We start from the raw sequence: 13,880 nt of genomic DNA, 5'->3' as shown, positions 1-13,880 counted from the left end.
ATAGGACATTGGGGAATGTCCAGACCTTGGCCGTGAGAGGACCTAGCGAGGGTGTCCTCCCGCTGAAAAAGGCGGGGACCGTTCTTATCCAACAGTGATTCTTTTAGAACTTATATTGAACGCCGGTGTAGAGCTGGCGGCCCGCGCTGTATGTGCCACCAGTCGATGTGAGGGAAGTGTTTGCCAAACTGTGACGGTTTAGCACATTCGTCACCTGTAACTGGAGCGTGATCGTGCCGGCCTTGGTTTTTATAATATCAATATCCAGAGTCATATCCCAGAAACAGGTGCTCGAATATTTTCTTGTGGTATAATAGCGAACGAGACGACCCTGGCCGGTCGGAATGCTGCTCACATATTCACCACCCAAGCTGGCGTCCCGGCCATCGTTCAAAGCATAGTATTTATTATAGTTGGGGTCGCCAGCCGACATATTCGGATCCTTGTTCGATTGCACGAGACCGTCGCCTCCCTTTTCAAAGCGGAGGATGTTATACAGGCGGACGCGCCCTCCCCAAAAACTTGCCAAATCGGAGAATGTGACAACCAATGGCGAGTTGAAATTTGTCGCCGGCAGGTTGTCCGCAGGTTCTAATTTACCATTATGGAAAACATAGTAAGGTGTGAAATTGGTGCCCTCGCCTTCGAGTTCCTCCATTGCATAGGCTACTCGTGAGTTGCTTTCGGTCTTGGACCAGGTGAAAGATAAAAGCATGCTGTGCCTGCCCGCCCATCCGAGTTCAAACAGTTTTCTTTCAATTTCGAGCGTGATGCCCTTGTAATCACTTTCTCCCGAGTTTATATACATGCGGGTGTAGCCGTCTGCCAGGCCGGGCATGGTGCGGATTTGATCGCGGTGCTGGGTGATGTTGCCGGTGAGTCGGAAAACAATATCATTCCATACTGTGGACGCACCGAGATTAAAGGAGTTGGAATGCGACCACTTCAGGTCCTTGAGTCCATATGGATCGGATGCGTCGGCTATTTGATAGGTTTCCCAGTCCGCATCATAGCTGCTTCGCTTTTGTCGGATGGTCTCCTGCATGTTAAGAAGCGAGTATTTAACGGAGCTCATCGGGCTTCCCGCATAACGACCCGCCCCGCCAAATATATTGAGAATGCCGTTGTTCAAGACGTCTACATTGACAAAAATCCGCGGCGACCACGCGCTTGTGTCAAGGTAGGTTTCATGGTCAAAGCGTATTGCCGGACGCACGGTAAGGCGCTCGATTTTGACCGTGTCCTCCACGTAGAAAGAAATATCATTTTGTCGAAGCGACTTGCTGGTGGGCTCGTAAATCCAGCGTGTATTAAGCCATTGTTCGCCGGTGATAACGCCGTTTTCCTTGTCGCCAACGGCATTGACATCCAGCCCGTTCGCGGCATTTGCAGGATCGTTGGATTTATTCCATAGATACATGGCGGAGCCTTCGGTTGTTCGGTCCATTTCCGAGGACTTCCATTCGCCGCCTATCTTAATGTGATTTCTGAAATATTTCGGGCCAAACTCCACAAATTGCAGGGATGCGTTCAGATCAAAAGTTTTTGCGTCCTGATCATAATCCCCCCAGTTGCCTTCGCTGGCACTGGAGCTTGTGCCCGCCCAGTTGGCGTATGCGTTAGTGGAGCTGTTTGCCCAAGTAATCCATTGGTTTGTGGCGGTATCGCGAGAGATGGAATTTTTACGATAGGAGATGTCGCTACTGAGCGTCGCAAACGAGAGCTTTTTTTCCAAGTTGAGAACAGTGCTGATGCCACCACCTTCGCTTGTTACAAAGCTGTTTTTGCGAGATGCCACGCGCCATTCGCGTTCATAGGGAGCATAGGTGGTTGTGAGCGATGCGCGGAAGCCGTTGAGCCCGTATGTGGAAAGTTTAACAAGAAGGTTCCTGTTTACCGAGCGATCGGTGTGTTCGGCAGATGGCGTGAGAGTGTCCCACACCGGAACGGTAGAGCGGTTTTCCGAATAGGAAAGCAAGCCGGCGATGTTTTTGAAAAGCGGGCTTTCCGCAGTCGCGGCGAACGAATATTTTTCAAAACGCGGCTGATGCGTGTTGGTATTGGTTGTGAGATCGGGATCGGTTCCCTCTCTATACTTCTGGCTGGTCCACGAATCGCGCGTATAGCCTTGAAAACTTAGCGAGGCGTGGAAACTGTCAGTTTTAGGATCGCGAATTTTGGCATCAAAAACGCCACCGGTAAAATTGCCGTATTCAATGGGAACATTGTCCGTGTGAACAACAATAGCGCCAATCAGGTCGGGATTGAGAAAGATGGACTGTGCCTCGCCGCTGGGAGCGCTGTTGGGGGCGGTGTTTGTGTCCAAGAAGCCGCCTTGGCCAAAGACGTTGTTATTGCTGACTCCATCCACAAGGAAGGCGTTGGCGTAGTAAGTTCCGCCCCGGATCGAAAAGCGCGGCGGAGTTATTTCACCGCCCAGCGAACTGCTGCGGGAGGTGAGGTCGAATTGTATATTAGAGTGTGGGCGCAGCGTTTCCTCAATGGTGCCGGTGGTTGAGGGCGTGAGTTCAACTCTCTCTCGATCGATAGTAAATTTTCCAGGCTGGTCGGCCTTCGCTTCGACGGTGACGGAAATGACCTCCTTGTCCGTGTTTGCCTTGGCAGCGTCGGTTTGCTGCGCGGGTAGATTTGCGTTCATGCCGGACAAGGCGAGCGCGGTAAGGAGGCCGAATGTCGCTTTTATATTGTGGCGACTTGGATGCAGTCTCAATTGGAATTTGTAGTATTTTACTGTGTTCATGGTAGTGGGAAGAAAAGTCGGACGGGCGGACGGACGGGGCGGGGTGTGTTTAGCGGATGCTAAAAGAATGTATTTTGTAACCGCTAATGGACGCGAAGGGACGCGAATGTAATGTGAAATTAGTTACAGCTTTTGTCACAAGGTAGCACAGACATGGCGGACCGTCGTTTGCGCTCGAAACTTGTCTGTGCAGAGGGAGCGCGAGTCTCACTGGCACAGACAGGAATGTCTGTGCTACCTTGGAGGAACTCTTTACGGATTGCCTCATATTATTCAACGCGCGGGACGAGTAGTGCGGCTATCAAGCCGCAGAGGCCGCCGATGGCGATGAGGGCGTATTCGGGGAGCTGGGCGCGGAGGTTGTGGCGGCGCAGTTTTAGGAAAATTATATAACCGAGGAGCAGGATTGCGTTGAGCGCCAGGGAACAGGCGGCGCCGGTTTTTGTATAAAAGCCAAAATAACCGGAATCACTGTCAACAAGCCACCAGCGCAGGGGAAAAAGGATTTTTGCAATCTTGGCGGCGGGTTGCTGGTCGCGGGATTCGATTTTTTCCTCGTGGCGGTCGAGGACTGTGTAGTTTCGATCAAGCGCGACGGCTTCGAGGCTGTCCTCTTTTTGGAGGAGGACAAGGCGGCTGAGGAGGTTGGCCCGGATGGCCAGGCTGTCCGTTGTCGGATTATAATTGGTGACGGGGAGTTTTATCAGGCGGTAGTCCTTGCCGGTGACGAGCCAGGGTTGTCCGGTGTCGTCTATAATAAACGCGCGGAGTTCGCGGGTTTCGATTTCGTTTATTATTATATGCCGGGGGCGGAGCGCGCGCCAGGCGTCGGGATCGGCGGCGGTGTCGGCGATGCGCGCGAGCCGGGGCATGCCCTTGGCTTGGAGGAGGCGGAAGAGTTGGCCGTTGGCATCGGCGATGTAGATGCCTTCGTCGTAGGATTTGCGCGGGTTTGGCTTGGAGCCGAGGGCGGTGACGGGAAAGGCGAACTGCGCGTTGGCGAAGGCTTCGGTGTAGAGCGCGCTTTTTTCGGGGAGGACTTTGTTTGTTTTTGGGCTGAGGAATTCGACGCGTCCGTTTTTATGAATGCGCATGTAGTCGTCGGGCATTTCTAAGCGGGCGCGTCCGCTGTCGGTTTCGAAAACTGTATAAAGCGGGACCGCGGGTGTGTCGAGCGAGTCGGGGCGGACACGCAGGCTCCACATTTCGCGGCGAATGGCGCTGGGGGTGATCTTCACGCCGTTTATTGTTTTCGGCATGGCGCCGTTTTTCTCCAACTGCATGAAATAGGTGAGCGGGAGCATTTGCTCGAAGGCGTCGCGTTCGTAGGCGCGGCCGGCGGCGTCGGTGTAGCGGATGGAGACGTCGCGCGTCTCGGGCGATATGTTGTAACGGGTGAAGAGGAAACCGTGGCCGGTGTCGCTGTATTGCACGAAGGGGACGCGCGCGCGTCTGGCGGTGAGCACGTGCCACGCGAAGGGCAGGTAGTAGGCGAGCAGGAACGCGGCGGACAGGAGCAGGAAAATGCGGGCGAGATGCTTTGTCATCGGACGAGGCCCTTTCTAAAACGATAGCTGGAAAAAAGCGGGAGTATGACGAGGGCGAGCGCCCAGAGCGCGAGCGGGGCGATGATGCGCGCGTAACTGTCGAAGGCGGTTTCCATCATGTATAAACGGAGCCCGCCGAGGCAGAGGAGCAGGTGGAAAACGCGGTGGCGTCAGTTGGTTTCCAGCAAAATGGCGCTGACGGCGAAATACTCCCCGTATCCGACGAGCAGCGGCGGCGCGACGACCGTGTATAAATTATACAACCATTCCGCGGGGAAATAATAAATGCCGGCGATTGTGAAAAGAAGCAGGGCGGGAAGCAGCGCGAGTGTGAGAAGGATGACGCCGGCGAGGAGGTGGATGGCGACGGCGCGCGTCTCGCCGAGCGGGAGGTGCAGCACGAGGCGGATTCGGTGCGCCTGCACCTCGGGCAAAAATTGCAGGAAGCCGAGCGCCACGCCGAGGACGAGCGGCGCGTATTGGTAGGCGCGAAACCAGAGCCACGCCTTGGTTATCCATGCGTTCCAGACGGCGATACTGTCGTTGACCGTGTAAACGTAGCGCAGTTTGAAAAACAGGAAGAGCGCGAAGGCGATGCCGGCGACGACCATGAGCGTCCACCAGAGCCGGAGTTTGATCCATTCCTTGTGAAAGAGGGCGAGTGTCATTGAGAGGGAGCGCGACTTGAATCGATTTAAGTCGAGGTGGTTGGTTGATTAATACTTTCCGGTTAATGCGATGAAGGTGTCCTCGAGCGAGAGGGGGGCGGCGCGGAGGTCGGCGGCGGGGATGTTTTTGGCGGCGAGCCAGGCGCGGGCGGTATTTTCGTCGAGGAATCCGTGGAGCGCGCTGTGCTTTTCACCGCGTTCGAGGTGGATGTTGGCGGGCTCGTCGCGGATGTCTGTGACGGCGGGGGTGGTTGCGAATGTATATTTTCGGAAGGTGTCGCGGAGCCGTCTGGTTTCCGTGTCGATGAGGACGCGGCCGCGCTGGTAGATTATACAATCGTCGATGAGGGTTTCGAGGTCTTGTATAATGTGCGAGGTGAGCAGGATGCTGCGCTTGCCGTCGGCCGCGTAGTCGCGGATGACTTCTATAAAGAGGCGGCGGTAGCCGGGATCGAGGCCCATCGAATAATCATCAAATATGATGAGGTCCGGGTTTTGCGCGAGGATGAGGCCGAGGGCGACTTGCGAGCGCTGGCCGCACGACATGGTGGCGATGCGCTGCCCGGGGGTGATGTCGAGCTTGGACATCAGGTGATAATATATTTTGGGGTCCCAGTTTGTATAAAATTGCGAATAAAATTTCTCGATTTGGTGTATATTATAAAAACCATACTGGACGTGGCCCTCGATGAGGTAGCCGATGCGGGCCTTGGTGGCGGGGGTGAGCCGGTGCGAGTCCTCGCCGAGGAGGAGGCAGCGGCCGGAGCGCGGGGTGAGGAAGGAGTTGAGGATGTTGATCGTCGTGGTCTTGCCCGCGCCGTTGCGCCCGAGGAGGCCGCAGATGCGTCCGGGGCGAAGCGCCCACGAGACGTCCCGTAGCGCGGGTTTGTCGCCGTAGTAGTGTGTGAGGTGGTCGCATTCGATGACGGGCTGCATGGGAAAAGGGCTGAAGGACTGAAAGGCTGAAGGGCTGAAACGGGCGCGGTTATAAACTTTGCCAGGCGATGATGGCGGGGATGATGATTCCCAGGGCGACGAGGAGGCCGCCGCGGCGGGTGATGCCGTTTTTGCCGCGCAGGAGGAAGAGGCCGGTGACGGCAATGATGAGGAGCGAGGCGGCGAAGGCGTCGGCGAACCAGAGCCAGGCGCGTCCGGGGTTGAGGTGGAGCTTGTTGAAGGTGGCGAGGACCGGGCGGCGGCGCAGGACTTCGATGTCGAGCGCGCCGGTCTGGCGGTCGAGCGTGGCGGCGCCGTTGTCAACGAAGATGCGGATGTGGCGGTCGTCGGGCGCGAAGTGCTTTTTGTAGCGCGCATCGACTTTTGCGTCGGCGAGGAGGGCGAGCGCGGCGTCCTTGGTGAACGGGGTGCGCGCGGCGAGCTCGGCGGGCGCGGCGTGCGTGCGTTTTTCGACACTGTAGTTGGGGTTCCAGTCGGCGCGGTGGTTCACGGCGAGGCCGGAAACGGCATACACGATTGTCGCGCCGAAAAAGAGGTAGCCGAGGTCGCGGTGCAGCGCGCGAAACAGGGCGCGCCAGCGGGGAGGGCGTTGCGGGGGCGGCGGAGCGGCGGGAGTGGCGGGAGTGGGCGGGCGGGCGGTGCTCAAGGATGGCGGGCGTCTTAAATCGACTTAAATCGACGGGAGCCGATTTAAGTCGGGATGAAGGGATGGCTGCGGCGTCGCGGGGGCTCAGTCCGCTTTTTGCCACGAGAGGCTTTCGAACGAGAGCGAGGACAGATAGCCTTTTTTGCTCTTGGCGAGCATTTCGCGATGTTTGGCGATGCGGGCGAGCTGGGCCTGCTTTGTCTTGGCGAGCTGTTCAGCGGAGACCTCTTGCTTCTTGGTGGGGCAGCTTTCGCAATCGTCGTCCTTGCCGTGGCCGTGATCGTGATCGTGCGCGCCGGTGTTTTTAGGATTCTTGATGGCGGCCTCCTGTTCGTCGAGGTCGGCGGCGGTGACGCGGGTTTCGTGAAGGATGCCGGTGACGCGGAGGGTGTCGCCGCGAAGCTCGGGCGAGAACTTGGGCGCGCCCTTGCCCTGGGTGAGGAGGAGCGCGGTCTTGGATTCGCCGTCGGCGTTGATGATCTGCGCCTTGCAGCCCATGTGCGGGCAAACCCAGGTGGCCATGCCCTCGACGACGATTCGTTTGCCGACGTTGGCGTCGATGGCGGCGACGAGATCGGTGACCGAAAGCGGTTTGGCGTCGGCTTGGGCGTTGAGCGTCGCGGAGCCGGCGAGAAGGGCGAGCGCGAGAGCGGCGGTGAGTGAAGTCAGGCGTGTGAGCGTGTTGTTCATGATGTTAGTGTTAAAAAAATGAATAGTTTGATTTTTTTATCGCAACGGGACGATTTTCACGATGTTACTGGGAGTCAATCTCAATCTCATTATTAATGAGCCATTGTCTCATATGTGTTTAATCATTGGTCTTAATGCTCTTAAGTAATTGGAAAAAAATTATTTTCTCGTTCATGTTCATTTTTTTAGGTGAATGGAGCGGTTTGTTGCGCCGAGGGGATGGAGTTTTTGCAAGCAGAGATCACGCACTGGATGCGTCTCATGCGGAAAGAATGAACGCGAGGTTTCGTCTTTTGACTTGGTGCTGGAAGCGCGTGCCGGAAAGGTGCAAGTGGGCGGTGGTTGCGTTCCGGCAATTCAGCGCGACCACGGTCATTGGCGCGTGGTTTGCGCAATATGCGTTCTCGATGCTCATCACGGCGGCGTTGCTTGCGGCGCTGTTTTTGATGCCGGCGACCCCGACCAGGGATGCGGGTGTTGCGGGAGGTGGTGCCGAGACGGATGCTGAAAATGCGTTTGTGCTGGTCGATGCCTCCTCCATGAGCGCGGCGCGCGCGGGCGGAGGCTCGGTTGGAGGCGAAACAACGAACGCACCGACGGATGAGGATTTGCCGGCGTTGACGCGAGACGAACTGGCCGCGGTGGCATCGGAATTTGCTTCGGAGGAATTGACGCAATCGCGTTTGGATGCGTTCGCGTGGATCGAGGCATGCGGACAAATATCCGCTGCAGGCGGGGACGGGGCGTTCGGGACGGCGGGGCTGCACGGGGCATCGCTTGCCGGAGGTCCGGGCGGGTTTGATGCGGGCGGATTTTCTTTTGCAGGGTTTGAAAGCGGTAAATTTGGCGGATCCAAATCGGGCAGGCTGGGGGGGGCGGTGACGTTTATGCCCGAGCCGCTTTATCCGGAACTGGCGCGACGTGAAGGCCGCGAGGGCGTGGTGGAACTGGCCGTGGTGGTTGATGCATCGGGCCGCGCGCGCTCGGTTGATGTTGAGCGGAGTTCGGGGCATGCGGATTTGGACGATATTGCGCGTTCAACGGTTTTGCGCCAGTGGCGTTTTCAACGCGCCACAACAGGGGCAAAACGCGAATGCGTGGTTCAGGTTTCGTTTGATTTGAGAAGAAGCCGCGGCAGAGGGTGAGGCAAACAGGGGCGCCGCAAACGACGCCCTTGCGCAAAGGCTGATTGTCTTGGACGCGACTTTGATCGCGCTGACTCCGGCTTACTCGCCTTCGGGTGTTTTCAGGACGGTGCGCCGCCGAGGATTTTTGAGGGGTTGGACGGATCGCGTTTCCAAATGTAGAGCGGCGGATGCGCGGGGGCGCGGTCGAGTTGTTTGAAGAGGACGGTGGCGTCGCGTTTGTAGAGGGTGAGGTCGTTGACGCCGCCGGCGTCGCAACTGCAGATCGCGGCGTGCGCCTTGTGGATGCGGGGGCGGCCGATGATGCGGGCGGCAGCGTCGGGGACGACGCTGTCAGCACGCGAGACGCGCGCGGTCCCCGCTGAAGGAGCGGATTTTTTTTGAAGAACGAGAAAACTGTAGGGGAGGCTGCGCAGATCGACGCCGGCGCGCTTGCCAAATTTCACCCAATCAGAATCGGCGTAGATGTTGCGCGGGGGCTCGGCGAAATTGTGGCACCAGTGGCGTTCCGCGCCGGGCGCGAGAAGTCCGCAGGGGGCGGCGTGCGCGCAGGGGGCGACGATGTCGAAATCAACGCGCAATTTTTCGCGCACCGACACGAGCGCGCGGCTGTCGGCATGCGTGCCGGGTTCGACCCAGATGACCGCCCCGGCGCGGCGGGCGAGGGCGGTGAGCTCGGCGAGCGAGGCGTCGGAAAGCTCGTTGATGACGTGGCTGAGGAGGAGGACAAATGCGGAAGGCGGAGTGCGGAGCGCGGAGTGCTCGATCTTCAAGTCGGGGAAATCGCGGCGTGCGGCTTGCGCGGCGAAGTCGCGCGCGAGCGGCGAGTGATCCCAGAGGTGCAACGTGTCGAAGTTTTCCGGTCCGAAGGCGCGCAGCACGCGGCGCGAGGCGACGCCGCTGCCGCATCCCCAGTCGAGGAGAGCGCGCGCGGAGGCGGGAGGCGTCCAGTTGCGGCGGCGGAGTTCGGAGAGGACGGCGTCCCATTTCCAGCCGATGCGCTCGGCGTAGGTCATGTCGTAGTTGGCGAGGTCGGCGGGCGTGCGCCAATAGGGGCCGACGGCGGCGGTTCCCTTGATGAAGCCGTCGCGCAACCGGTCGAGCGCCTGCCAGTCGAGTTGTGTCCAATCCATGCCGGTTAGAGAGGCGTTTTGCGGCGGGGTGACAAGCCGGTTTGTGCGCTTGCGGGTGATCAAACCTGTGGGACGCGCGTTTTTTTGCGAAACGCTGTTTTTGTCATTCCCACCCATTCGAGTTTTTCCCACTCTGTGCGGTTTTTATTGCACCGCGAAATTCTACCATCTGTTTGACCCTATGATCGTTGACACTCCCACCATCGTCACTTTTGCCGTTTATATTGTGCTTATGCTCCTCGTGGGCTGGCTCGGATACCGCTCAACGAGCAACCTGTCCGACTACATCCTCGGCGGGCGGAGGCTCGGCAGTTTTGTGACGGCGCTGTCGGCGGGCGCGTCGGACATGAGCGGCTGGTTGCTCATGGGGCTGCCCGGGGCGATTTTTCTTTCCGGCGTGTCGCAATCGTGGATCGCCATCGGCCTCATCATCGGCCAGTGGTGCAACTGGAAATTCGTCGCGGGCCGCCTGCGCATCTACACCGAGAAATGCGACAACGCGCTCACGCTCGCCGATTACTTCAGCGTGCGCTTCAAGGACAAGAGCAGCATCCTGCGCATTTTCACGGCGGCGGTGATTCTTGTGTTCTTCACGCTTTACTGCGCGTCGGGCGTCGTGGCGGGCGCGCGTTTGTTCGAGTCGATGTTCGGCATGCCTTACAACACCGCGCTCTGGATTGGCGCGCTGGCGACGATCACGTATGTGTTCATCGGCGGCTTCCTCGCCGTGAGTTGGACGGACACGATTCAGGCCTCGCTCATGATCACCGCGCTGATCATCACGCCGCTCATGGTGATTTATTCGGGCGGCGGAGTCGCGCAAAGTTTCGCCGACACGGTGGCGGTTAAGCCCGGCTTCTTCAGCCTCACGCACGATCTCGACACGCTCGCCATCATTTCGCTCGCGGCGTGGGGGCTCGGTTACGTCGGGCAGCCGCACATCCTCGTGCGTTTCATGGCGGCGGAAAGCGCCGCGAAGATTCCGGCCGCGCGTCGCATCGGCATGACGTGGATGGTGGTTTGCCTCGCGGGCGCGGTGGCCGTGGGCGTTTTCGGCTGGTCGTATTTCGCGAACAATCCCGCGATTGCGGGCGCGGTGGGCAAGAACAGCGAATTGGTGTTCATCGAGCTGGTGCGCAATCTTTTCAACCCGTGGATCGCGGGCGTGTTTCTGGCGGCGATTTTGGCGGCGATTATGAGCACGCTTTCGTGCCAGTTGCTCGTCACATCGAGCGCGCTGACGGAGGATATTTACCGCGCGTTTCTGCGCAAAACCGCGTCGCAAAAGGAGCTCGTCTGGTGCGGACGCATCATGGTGCTCGTCGTCGCGGTGATCGCGATTGTCATCGCGATGAATCCGAACAGCAAGGTGCTCAAAATGGTCAGCGACGCGTGGGCCGGTTTCGGCGCGGCGTTCGGTCCCGCCGTGGTGCTGTCGCTTTTCTGGCCGCGCATGACGCGCAACGGCGCCGCCGCGGGCATGTTCGTGGGCGCGGCGACGGTGCTTTTGATGATCCTGTTCAAGCATCATCTGCCCTTTGCGATTTATGAAATCATCCCCGGCTTCGTCCTCGGCGGAATTACCATCGTGGTCGTGAGCCTGCTCGGCAAGCCGCCCGCGAAAGAAATCGTCGAGCGCCACGAGGCGGTGGACGCGGAAGTGCGCGGAATGTAGGGGCGCACCTGGCGTGCGCCCTCGGTTTCGAAAATCATTTTGTTTGCGCGCCCGGCCGTAACGCGGACGGGTGCGAGGGCGCACGCGAGGTGCGCCCCTACTTGACAAACCGCCGCTTTATGCCGTCGCATGGAGGGCATCATGGATCATCCCTTTCTCGACGCCCGTTTTGAAATACCCTGGTCGCGGCTCACGCCTGATCGCGTCAAGCCCGACATCACCAAGGCCATCGCCGACGCGAAGGCGCAAGTCGACGCCATCGCCGCGCTGCCGCTTGGCTCGCTCACTTACGAAAACACGTTCGCCGCGCTCGAGCGCGTGACGGAGCACTTCAGGGGCGTTTGGAATCGCGTCGAACATTTGAAGTCCGTCGCGGACTCGCCCGCGGTGCGCGCGGCCTACAACGAAATGCAGCCCGCCGTCACCGCGTTTGTCGCGAGCATTCCACTCAACGCGGAATTATGGAAGCGGCTGAAAACGTATTCGGAATCCGGGGACGCGAAGGGCGCGGCGCGCAAGCCGGTCGAGCTTCGCCTCATCAGCGAAACGCTCGCGGAGTTTCGCCAGCAGGGCGCGGATTTGCCGCCGGAGAAACGCACGCGCATGGCCGAGCTTGAAAAGGAGCTCGCGCAACTCACGCAGAAATTTTCCGAAAACGTGCTCGACGCCACCAATGCCTACGAGCTCGTGATCACCGACGAGTCGCGCCTGGCCGGGCTGCCGGAGCGCGCCAAAAACGCCGCGCGCGCCAACGCCGAATCGAAGGGACTCTCCACTCCCGAAAAGCCCGCGTGGCGTTTCACCTTGCACGCGCCGTCGCTCAATCCCGTGCTCACCTACGCGGACGATGCGAGTTTGCGCCGCGAGCTGTTTGAGGCGTCCAACGCCGTCGGCGCGCAGGCGCCGTCCGACAACACACCGCTCATTCCGCGCATCCTCGCGTTGCGCGCCGAGAAGGCCGCGCTGCTCGGCAAGGCGCATTTCCCGGACATGATTCTCGAGCGCCGCATGGCGAAATCCGGCGCGCGCGCAATCGCGTTCGTCAACGACCTGCAACGCCGCACCAAGCCCGCCTTCGATCGCGAGTGCGGTGAATTGGAGGCGTTTGCGGGAAGGAAGGGCGAGCATCTCGCGCCGTGGGACATCAGTTATTACGCGGAAAAAATGCGCAAGAAACTCCACGATTTCGACGAGGAGGCGCTGCGCCCGTATTTCCCGGCGGATCGCGTGTTCACGGGGCTGTTTGAAGTGTGCAATCGCATTTACGGCATCACCGTCAAGGAGCGTGAAACCGGCACGGGACCGGGCAAGGTCGAGGTGTGGCATCCCGACGTGAAATTTTACGAGATGTATGACGCGAACGGCACGCATCTCGGTTCGTTCTACTCCGACTGGTATCCGCGCGAGTCGAAACGCTCGGGCGCGTGGATGGACGCGTTCGTCACCGGCGGGCCGCGCGCGGACGGTTCATGGGCGCCGCACCTCGGGCTGATTTGCGGCAACATGACGCCGCCCGTCGACGGCAAACCCGCGCTGCTCGACCATCGCGAAGTCGAGACGATTTTCCACGAGTTCGGGCACCTGATGCATCACTTGTTTGGGGCTGTTCCCGTGAAATCGCTCAACGGCACCAACGTCGCGTGGGACTTCGTCGAACTGCCCTCGCAGATTATGGAAAACTGGACGTGGGAGCGCGAGGGTTTGGATTTGTTCGCGCGCCATTACGAGACGGGCGAAAAAATCCCGGACGAACTTTTCCGCCGCATGATTGCCGCGCGCAATTTCCGCTCGGCGTGCGGGCAGATGCGCCAGCTTTCGTTTGGCACGATGGATTTGCTGCTGCACATCAGCGCGGGCGAGTTCAAGCGCGAGCCCGACGTAGAGCCGGGCATCCGCCGCCTGATCACCGACTGCCTGATTCCGACCAACCCGCCCGCGCGCACGAACGTGAACCGTTTTCACCATTTGTTTTCGAGCCCGGTCGGTTACGCGTCGGGGTATTATTCCTACAAATGGGCCGAGGTGCTCGACGCGGACGCGTTCACGCGCTTCCAGCGCGAGGGCATTTTTAACGCGGCAACTGGAAAGGCGTTTCGCGACACGGTTTTGAGCAAGGGCAACAGCGAGGACGCCGACAAACTCTACCGCGATTTCATGGGCCGCGACCCAAGCATCGACGCGCTGATGAAGCGTAACGGGCTGGCGTGAGACGGCTTCCGATTCGACTGGAGTCGACTGGAACCGACGCAAGTCGACACAAGTCGAAGAAAATGGGCTCTGCGGGGCAGCCTTTGGTTGACATTGAAACCCAGTCTCATTTTAGTCGGCGTTTCACTTTTCAAATGACAACCAAACCGCATAATCCGCACGGTCGCACCCAGTCGCACGGGGGGGGGCAGCGCATGAAGCTCACCGAGCTTCCGGCGGGGGCGTCGGGGCGCGTATGCGAGTTGTCGGGGAAGGTCGAGGTGTGCCAGCGGTTGCGCGAGATGGGGTTTTGCGAATCGGCGGTCGTCGATAAGATTTCCGGCAGGCACACGCTTCTCTGCCAGCTTTGCGGCGTGCGCGTGGCGCTCAGCTCGGTTGCGGCGCAGCATATCGTCGTCGAGCCAATCCGCGGCGCGGCGGCGCGCGCGGTGTGAGTTTTTTCAATTCAAT

At 59.3% G+C, this 13,880-nt stretch carries 12 protein-coding genes; 4 read left to right on the top strand and 8 right to left on the bottom strand.

Annotated elements, in window-relative coordinates; genetic code table 11:
* Positions 1–103: 103 nt before the first annotated feature.
* From M2103_RS08750 to M2103_RS08720, 7 genes are all read right to left on the bottom strand, one after another.
* The gene (locus tag M2103_RS08750) at positions 104–2,761 is read right to left on the bottom strand and encodes a TonB-dependent receptor (protein ID WP_277510007.1); all 2,658 of its coding nucleotides are present in this window, start codon (positions 2,759–2,761) and stop codon (positions 104–106) included.
* A gap of 269 nt (positions 2,762–3,030) precedes the next feature.
* A complete protein-coding gene (locus tag M2103_RS08745) occupies positions 3,031–4,308 on the bottom strand; it encodes a DUF4857 domain-containing protein (RefSeq protein ID WP_277510006.1) in 1,278 nt (425 codons plus the stop codon).
* The gene (locus tag M2103_RS08740; protein ID WP_277510005.1) at positions 4,305–4,427 is read right to left on the bottom strand and encodes a hypothetical protein; all 123 of its coding nucleotides are present in this window, start codon (positions 4,425–4,427) and stop codon (positions 4,305–4,307) included. Before M2103_RS08740 ends, M2103_RS08745 begins: the two co-directional genes overlap by 4 nt.
* 51 nt (positions 4,428–4,478) lie before the next feature.
* Complete coding sequence (locus M2103_RS08735) at positions 4,479–4,976, bottom strand: hypothetical protein (RefSeq protein WP_277510004.1); 498 nt, start codon at positions 4,974–4,976, stop codon at positions 4,479–4,481.
* Positions 4,977–5,024: 48 nt separating this feature from the next.
* The gene (locus tag M2103_RS08730; RefSeq protein WP_277510003.1) at positions 5,025–5,912 is read right to left on the bottom strand and encodes an ABC transporter ATP-binding protein; all 888 of its coding nucleotides are present in this window, start codon (positions 5,910–5,912) and stop codon (positions 5,025–5,027) included.
* A 49-nt stretch (positions 5,913–5,961) separates the two neighbouring features.
* Positions 5,962–6,579, bottom strand: coding sequence for a PepSY-associated TM helix domain-containing protein (locus M2103_RS08725; protein WP_277510002.1), 618 nt, complete (start codon positions 6,577–6,579; stop codon positions 5,962–5,964).
* Positions 6,580–6,663: 84 nt separating this feature from the next.
* Positions 6,664–7,269 (bottom strand): hypothetical protein, encoded by a 606-nt coding sequence (locus tag M2103_RS08720; protein ID WP_277510001.1) that lies wholly within the window; start codon positions 7,267–7,269, stop codon positions 6,664–6,666.
* A 134-nt stretch (positions 7,270–7,403) separates the two neighbouring features.
* Between M2103_RS08720 and M2103_RS08715 the strand changes: the two genes are divergently transcribed.
* Positions 7,404–8,414: an energy transducer TonB gene (locus tag M2103_RS08715; protein ID WP_277510000.1), complete on the top strand. Its 1,011-nt coding sequence runs from the start codon at positions 7,404–7,406 to the stop codon at positions 8,412–8,414.
* A 101-nt stretch (positions 8,415–8,515) separates the two neighbouring features.
* Here M2103_RS08715 and M2103_RS08710 read toward each other — a convergent pair whose 3' ends face one another.
* Positions 8,516–9,547: a small ribosomal subunit Rsm22 family protein gene (locus M2103_RS08710; protein ID WP_277509999.1), complete on the bottom strand. Its 1,032-nt coding sequence runs from the start codon at positions 9,545–9,547 to the stop codon at positions 8,516–8,518.
* Between the two features lie 181 nt (positions 9,548–9,728).
* On the opposite strand from M2103_RS08710, the gene putP reads away from it, so the two are divergent.
* From putP to M2103_RS08695, 3 genes are all read left to right on the top strand, one after another.
* The gene (gene putP / locus M2103_RS08705; RefSeq protein WP_277509998.1) at positions 9,729–11,222 is read left to right on the top strand and encodes a sodium/proline symporter PutP; all 1,494 of its coding nucleotides are present in this window, start codon (positions 9,729–9,731) and stop codon (positions 11,220–11,222) included.
* Between the two features lie 141 nt (positions 11,223–11,363).
* On the top strand, positions 11,364–13,430 hold the full coding sequence (locus M2103_RS08700) for a M3 family metallopeptidase (RefSeq protein ID WP_277509997.1): 2,067 nt from the start codon (positions 11,364–11,366) through the stop codon (positions 13,428–13,430).
* A 134-nt stretch (positions 13,431–13,564) separates the two neighbouring features.
* A complete protein-coding gene (locus M2103_RS08695) occupies positions 13,565–13,864 on the top strand; it encodes a FeoA family protein (protein WP_277509996.1) in 300 nt (99 codons plus the stop codon).
* The last annotated feature ends 16 nt before the right edge of the window (positions 13,865–13,880 follow it).

It is taken from the genome of Ereboglobus sp. PH5-5 (assembly GCF_029504805.1).
Lineage (GTDB): Bacteria > Verrucomicrobiota > Verrucomicrobiia > Opitutales > Opitutaceae > Ereboglobus.
The sequence above is the reverse complement of the archived record's forward strand: the minus strand, read 5'-3'. Positions and strand labels throughout refer to the sequence as shown.

What these genes read in the sequence shown, in the direction of transcription:
- M2103_RS08750 (WP_277510007.1), bottom strand. Translation starts at nt 2,761, where the DNA reads ATGAACACAGTAAAATACTACAAATTCCAATTGAGACTGCATCCAAGT.
- M2103_RS08745 (WP_277510006.1), bottom strand. Translation starts at nt 4,308, where the DNA reads ATGACAAAGCATCTCGCCCGCATTTTCCTGCTCCTGTCCGCCGCGTTC.
- M2103_RS08740 (WP_277510005.1), bottom strand. Translation starts at nt 4,427, where the DNA reads ATGATGGAAACCGCCTTCGACAGTTACGCGCGCATCATCGCCCCGCTC.
- M2103_RS08735 (WP_277510004.1), bottom strand. Translation starts at nt 4,976, where the DNA reads ATGACACTCGCCCTCTTTCACAAGGAATGGATCAAACTCCGGCTCTGG.
- M2103_RS08730 (WP_277510003.1), bottom strand. Translation starts at nt 5,912, where the DNA reads ATGCAGCCCGTCATCGAATGCGACCACCTCACACACTACTACGGCGAC.
- M2103_RS08720 (WP_277510001.1), bottom strand. Translation starts at nt 7,269, where the DNA reads ATGAACAACACGCTCACACGCCTGACTTCACTCACCGCCGCTCTCGCG.
- M2103_RS08715 (WP_277510000.1), top strand. Translation starts at nt 7,404, where the DNA reads ATGCTCTTAAGTAATTGGAAAAAAATTATTTTCTCGTTCATGTTCATT.
- M2103_RS08710 (WP_277509999.1), bottom strand. Translation starts at nt 9,547, where the DNA reads ATGGATTGGACACAACTCGACTGGCAGGCGCTCGACCGGTTGCGCGAC.
- putP (WP_277509998.1), top strand. Translation starts at nt 9,729, where the DNA reads ATGATCGTTGACACTCCCACCATCGTCACTTTTGCCGTTTATATTGTG.
- M2103_RS08700 (WP_277509997.1), top strand. Translation starts at nt 11,364, where the DNA reads ATGGATCATCCCTTTCTCGACGCCCGTTTTGAAATACCCTGGTCGCGG.
- M2103_RS08695 (WP_277509996.1), top strand. Translation starts at nt 13,565, where the DNA reads ATGACAACCAAACCGCATAATCCGCACGGTCGCACCCAGTCGCACGGG.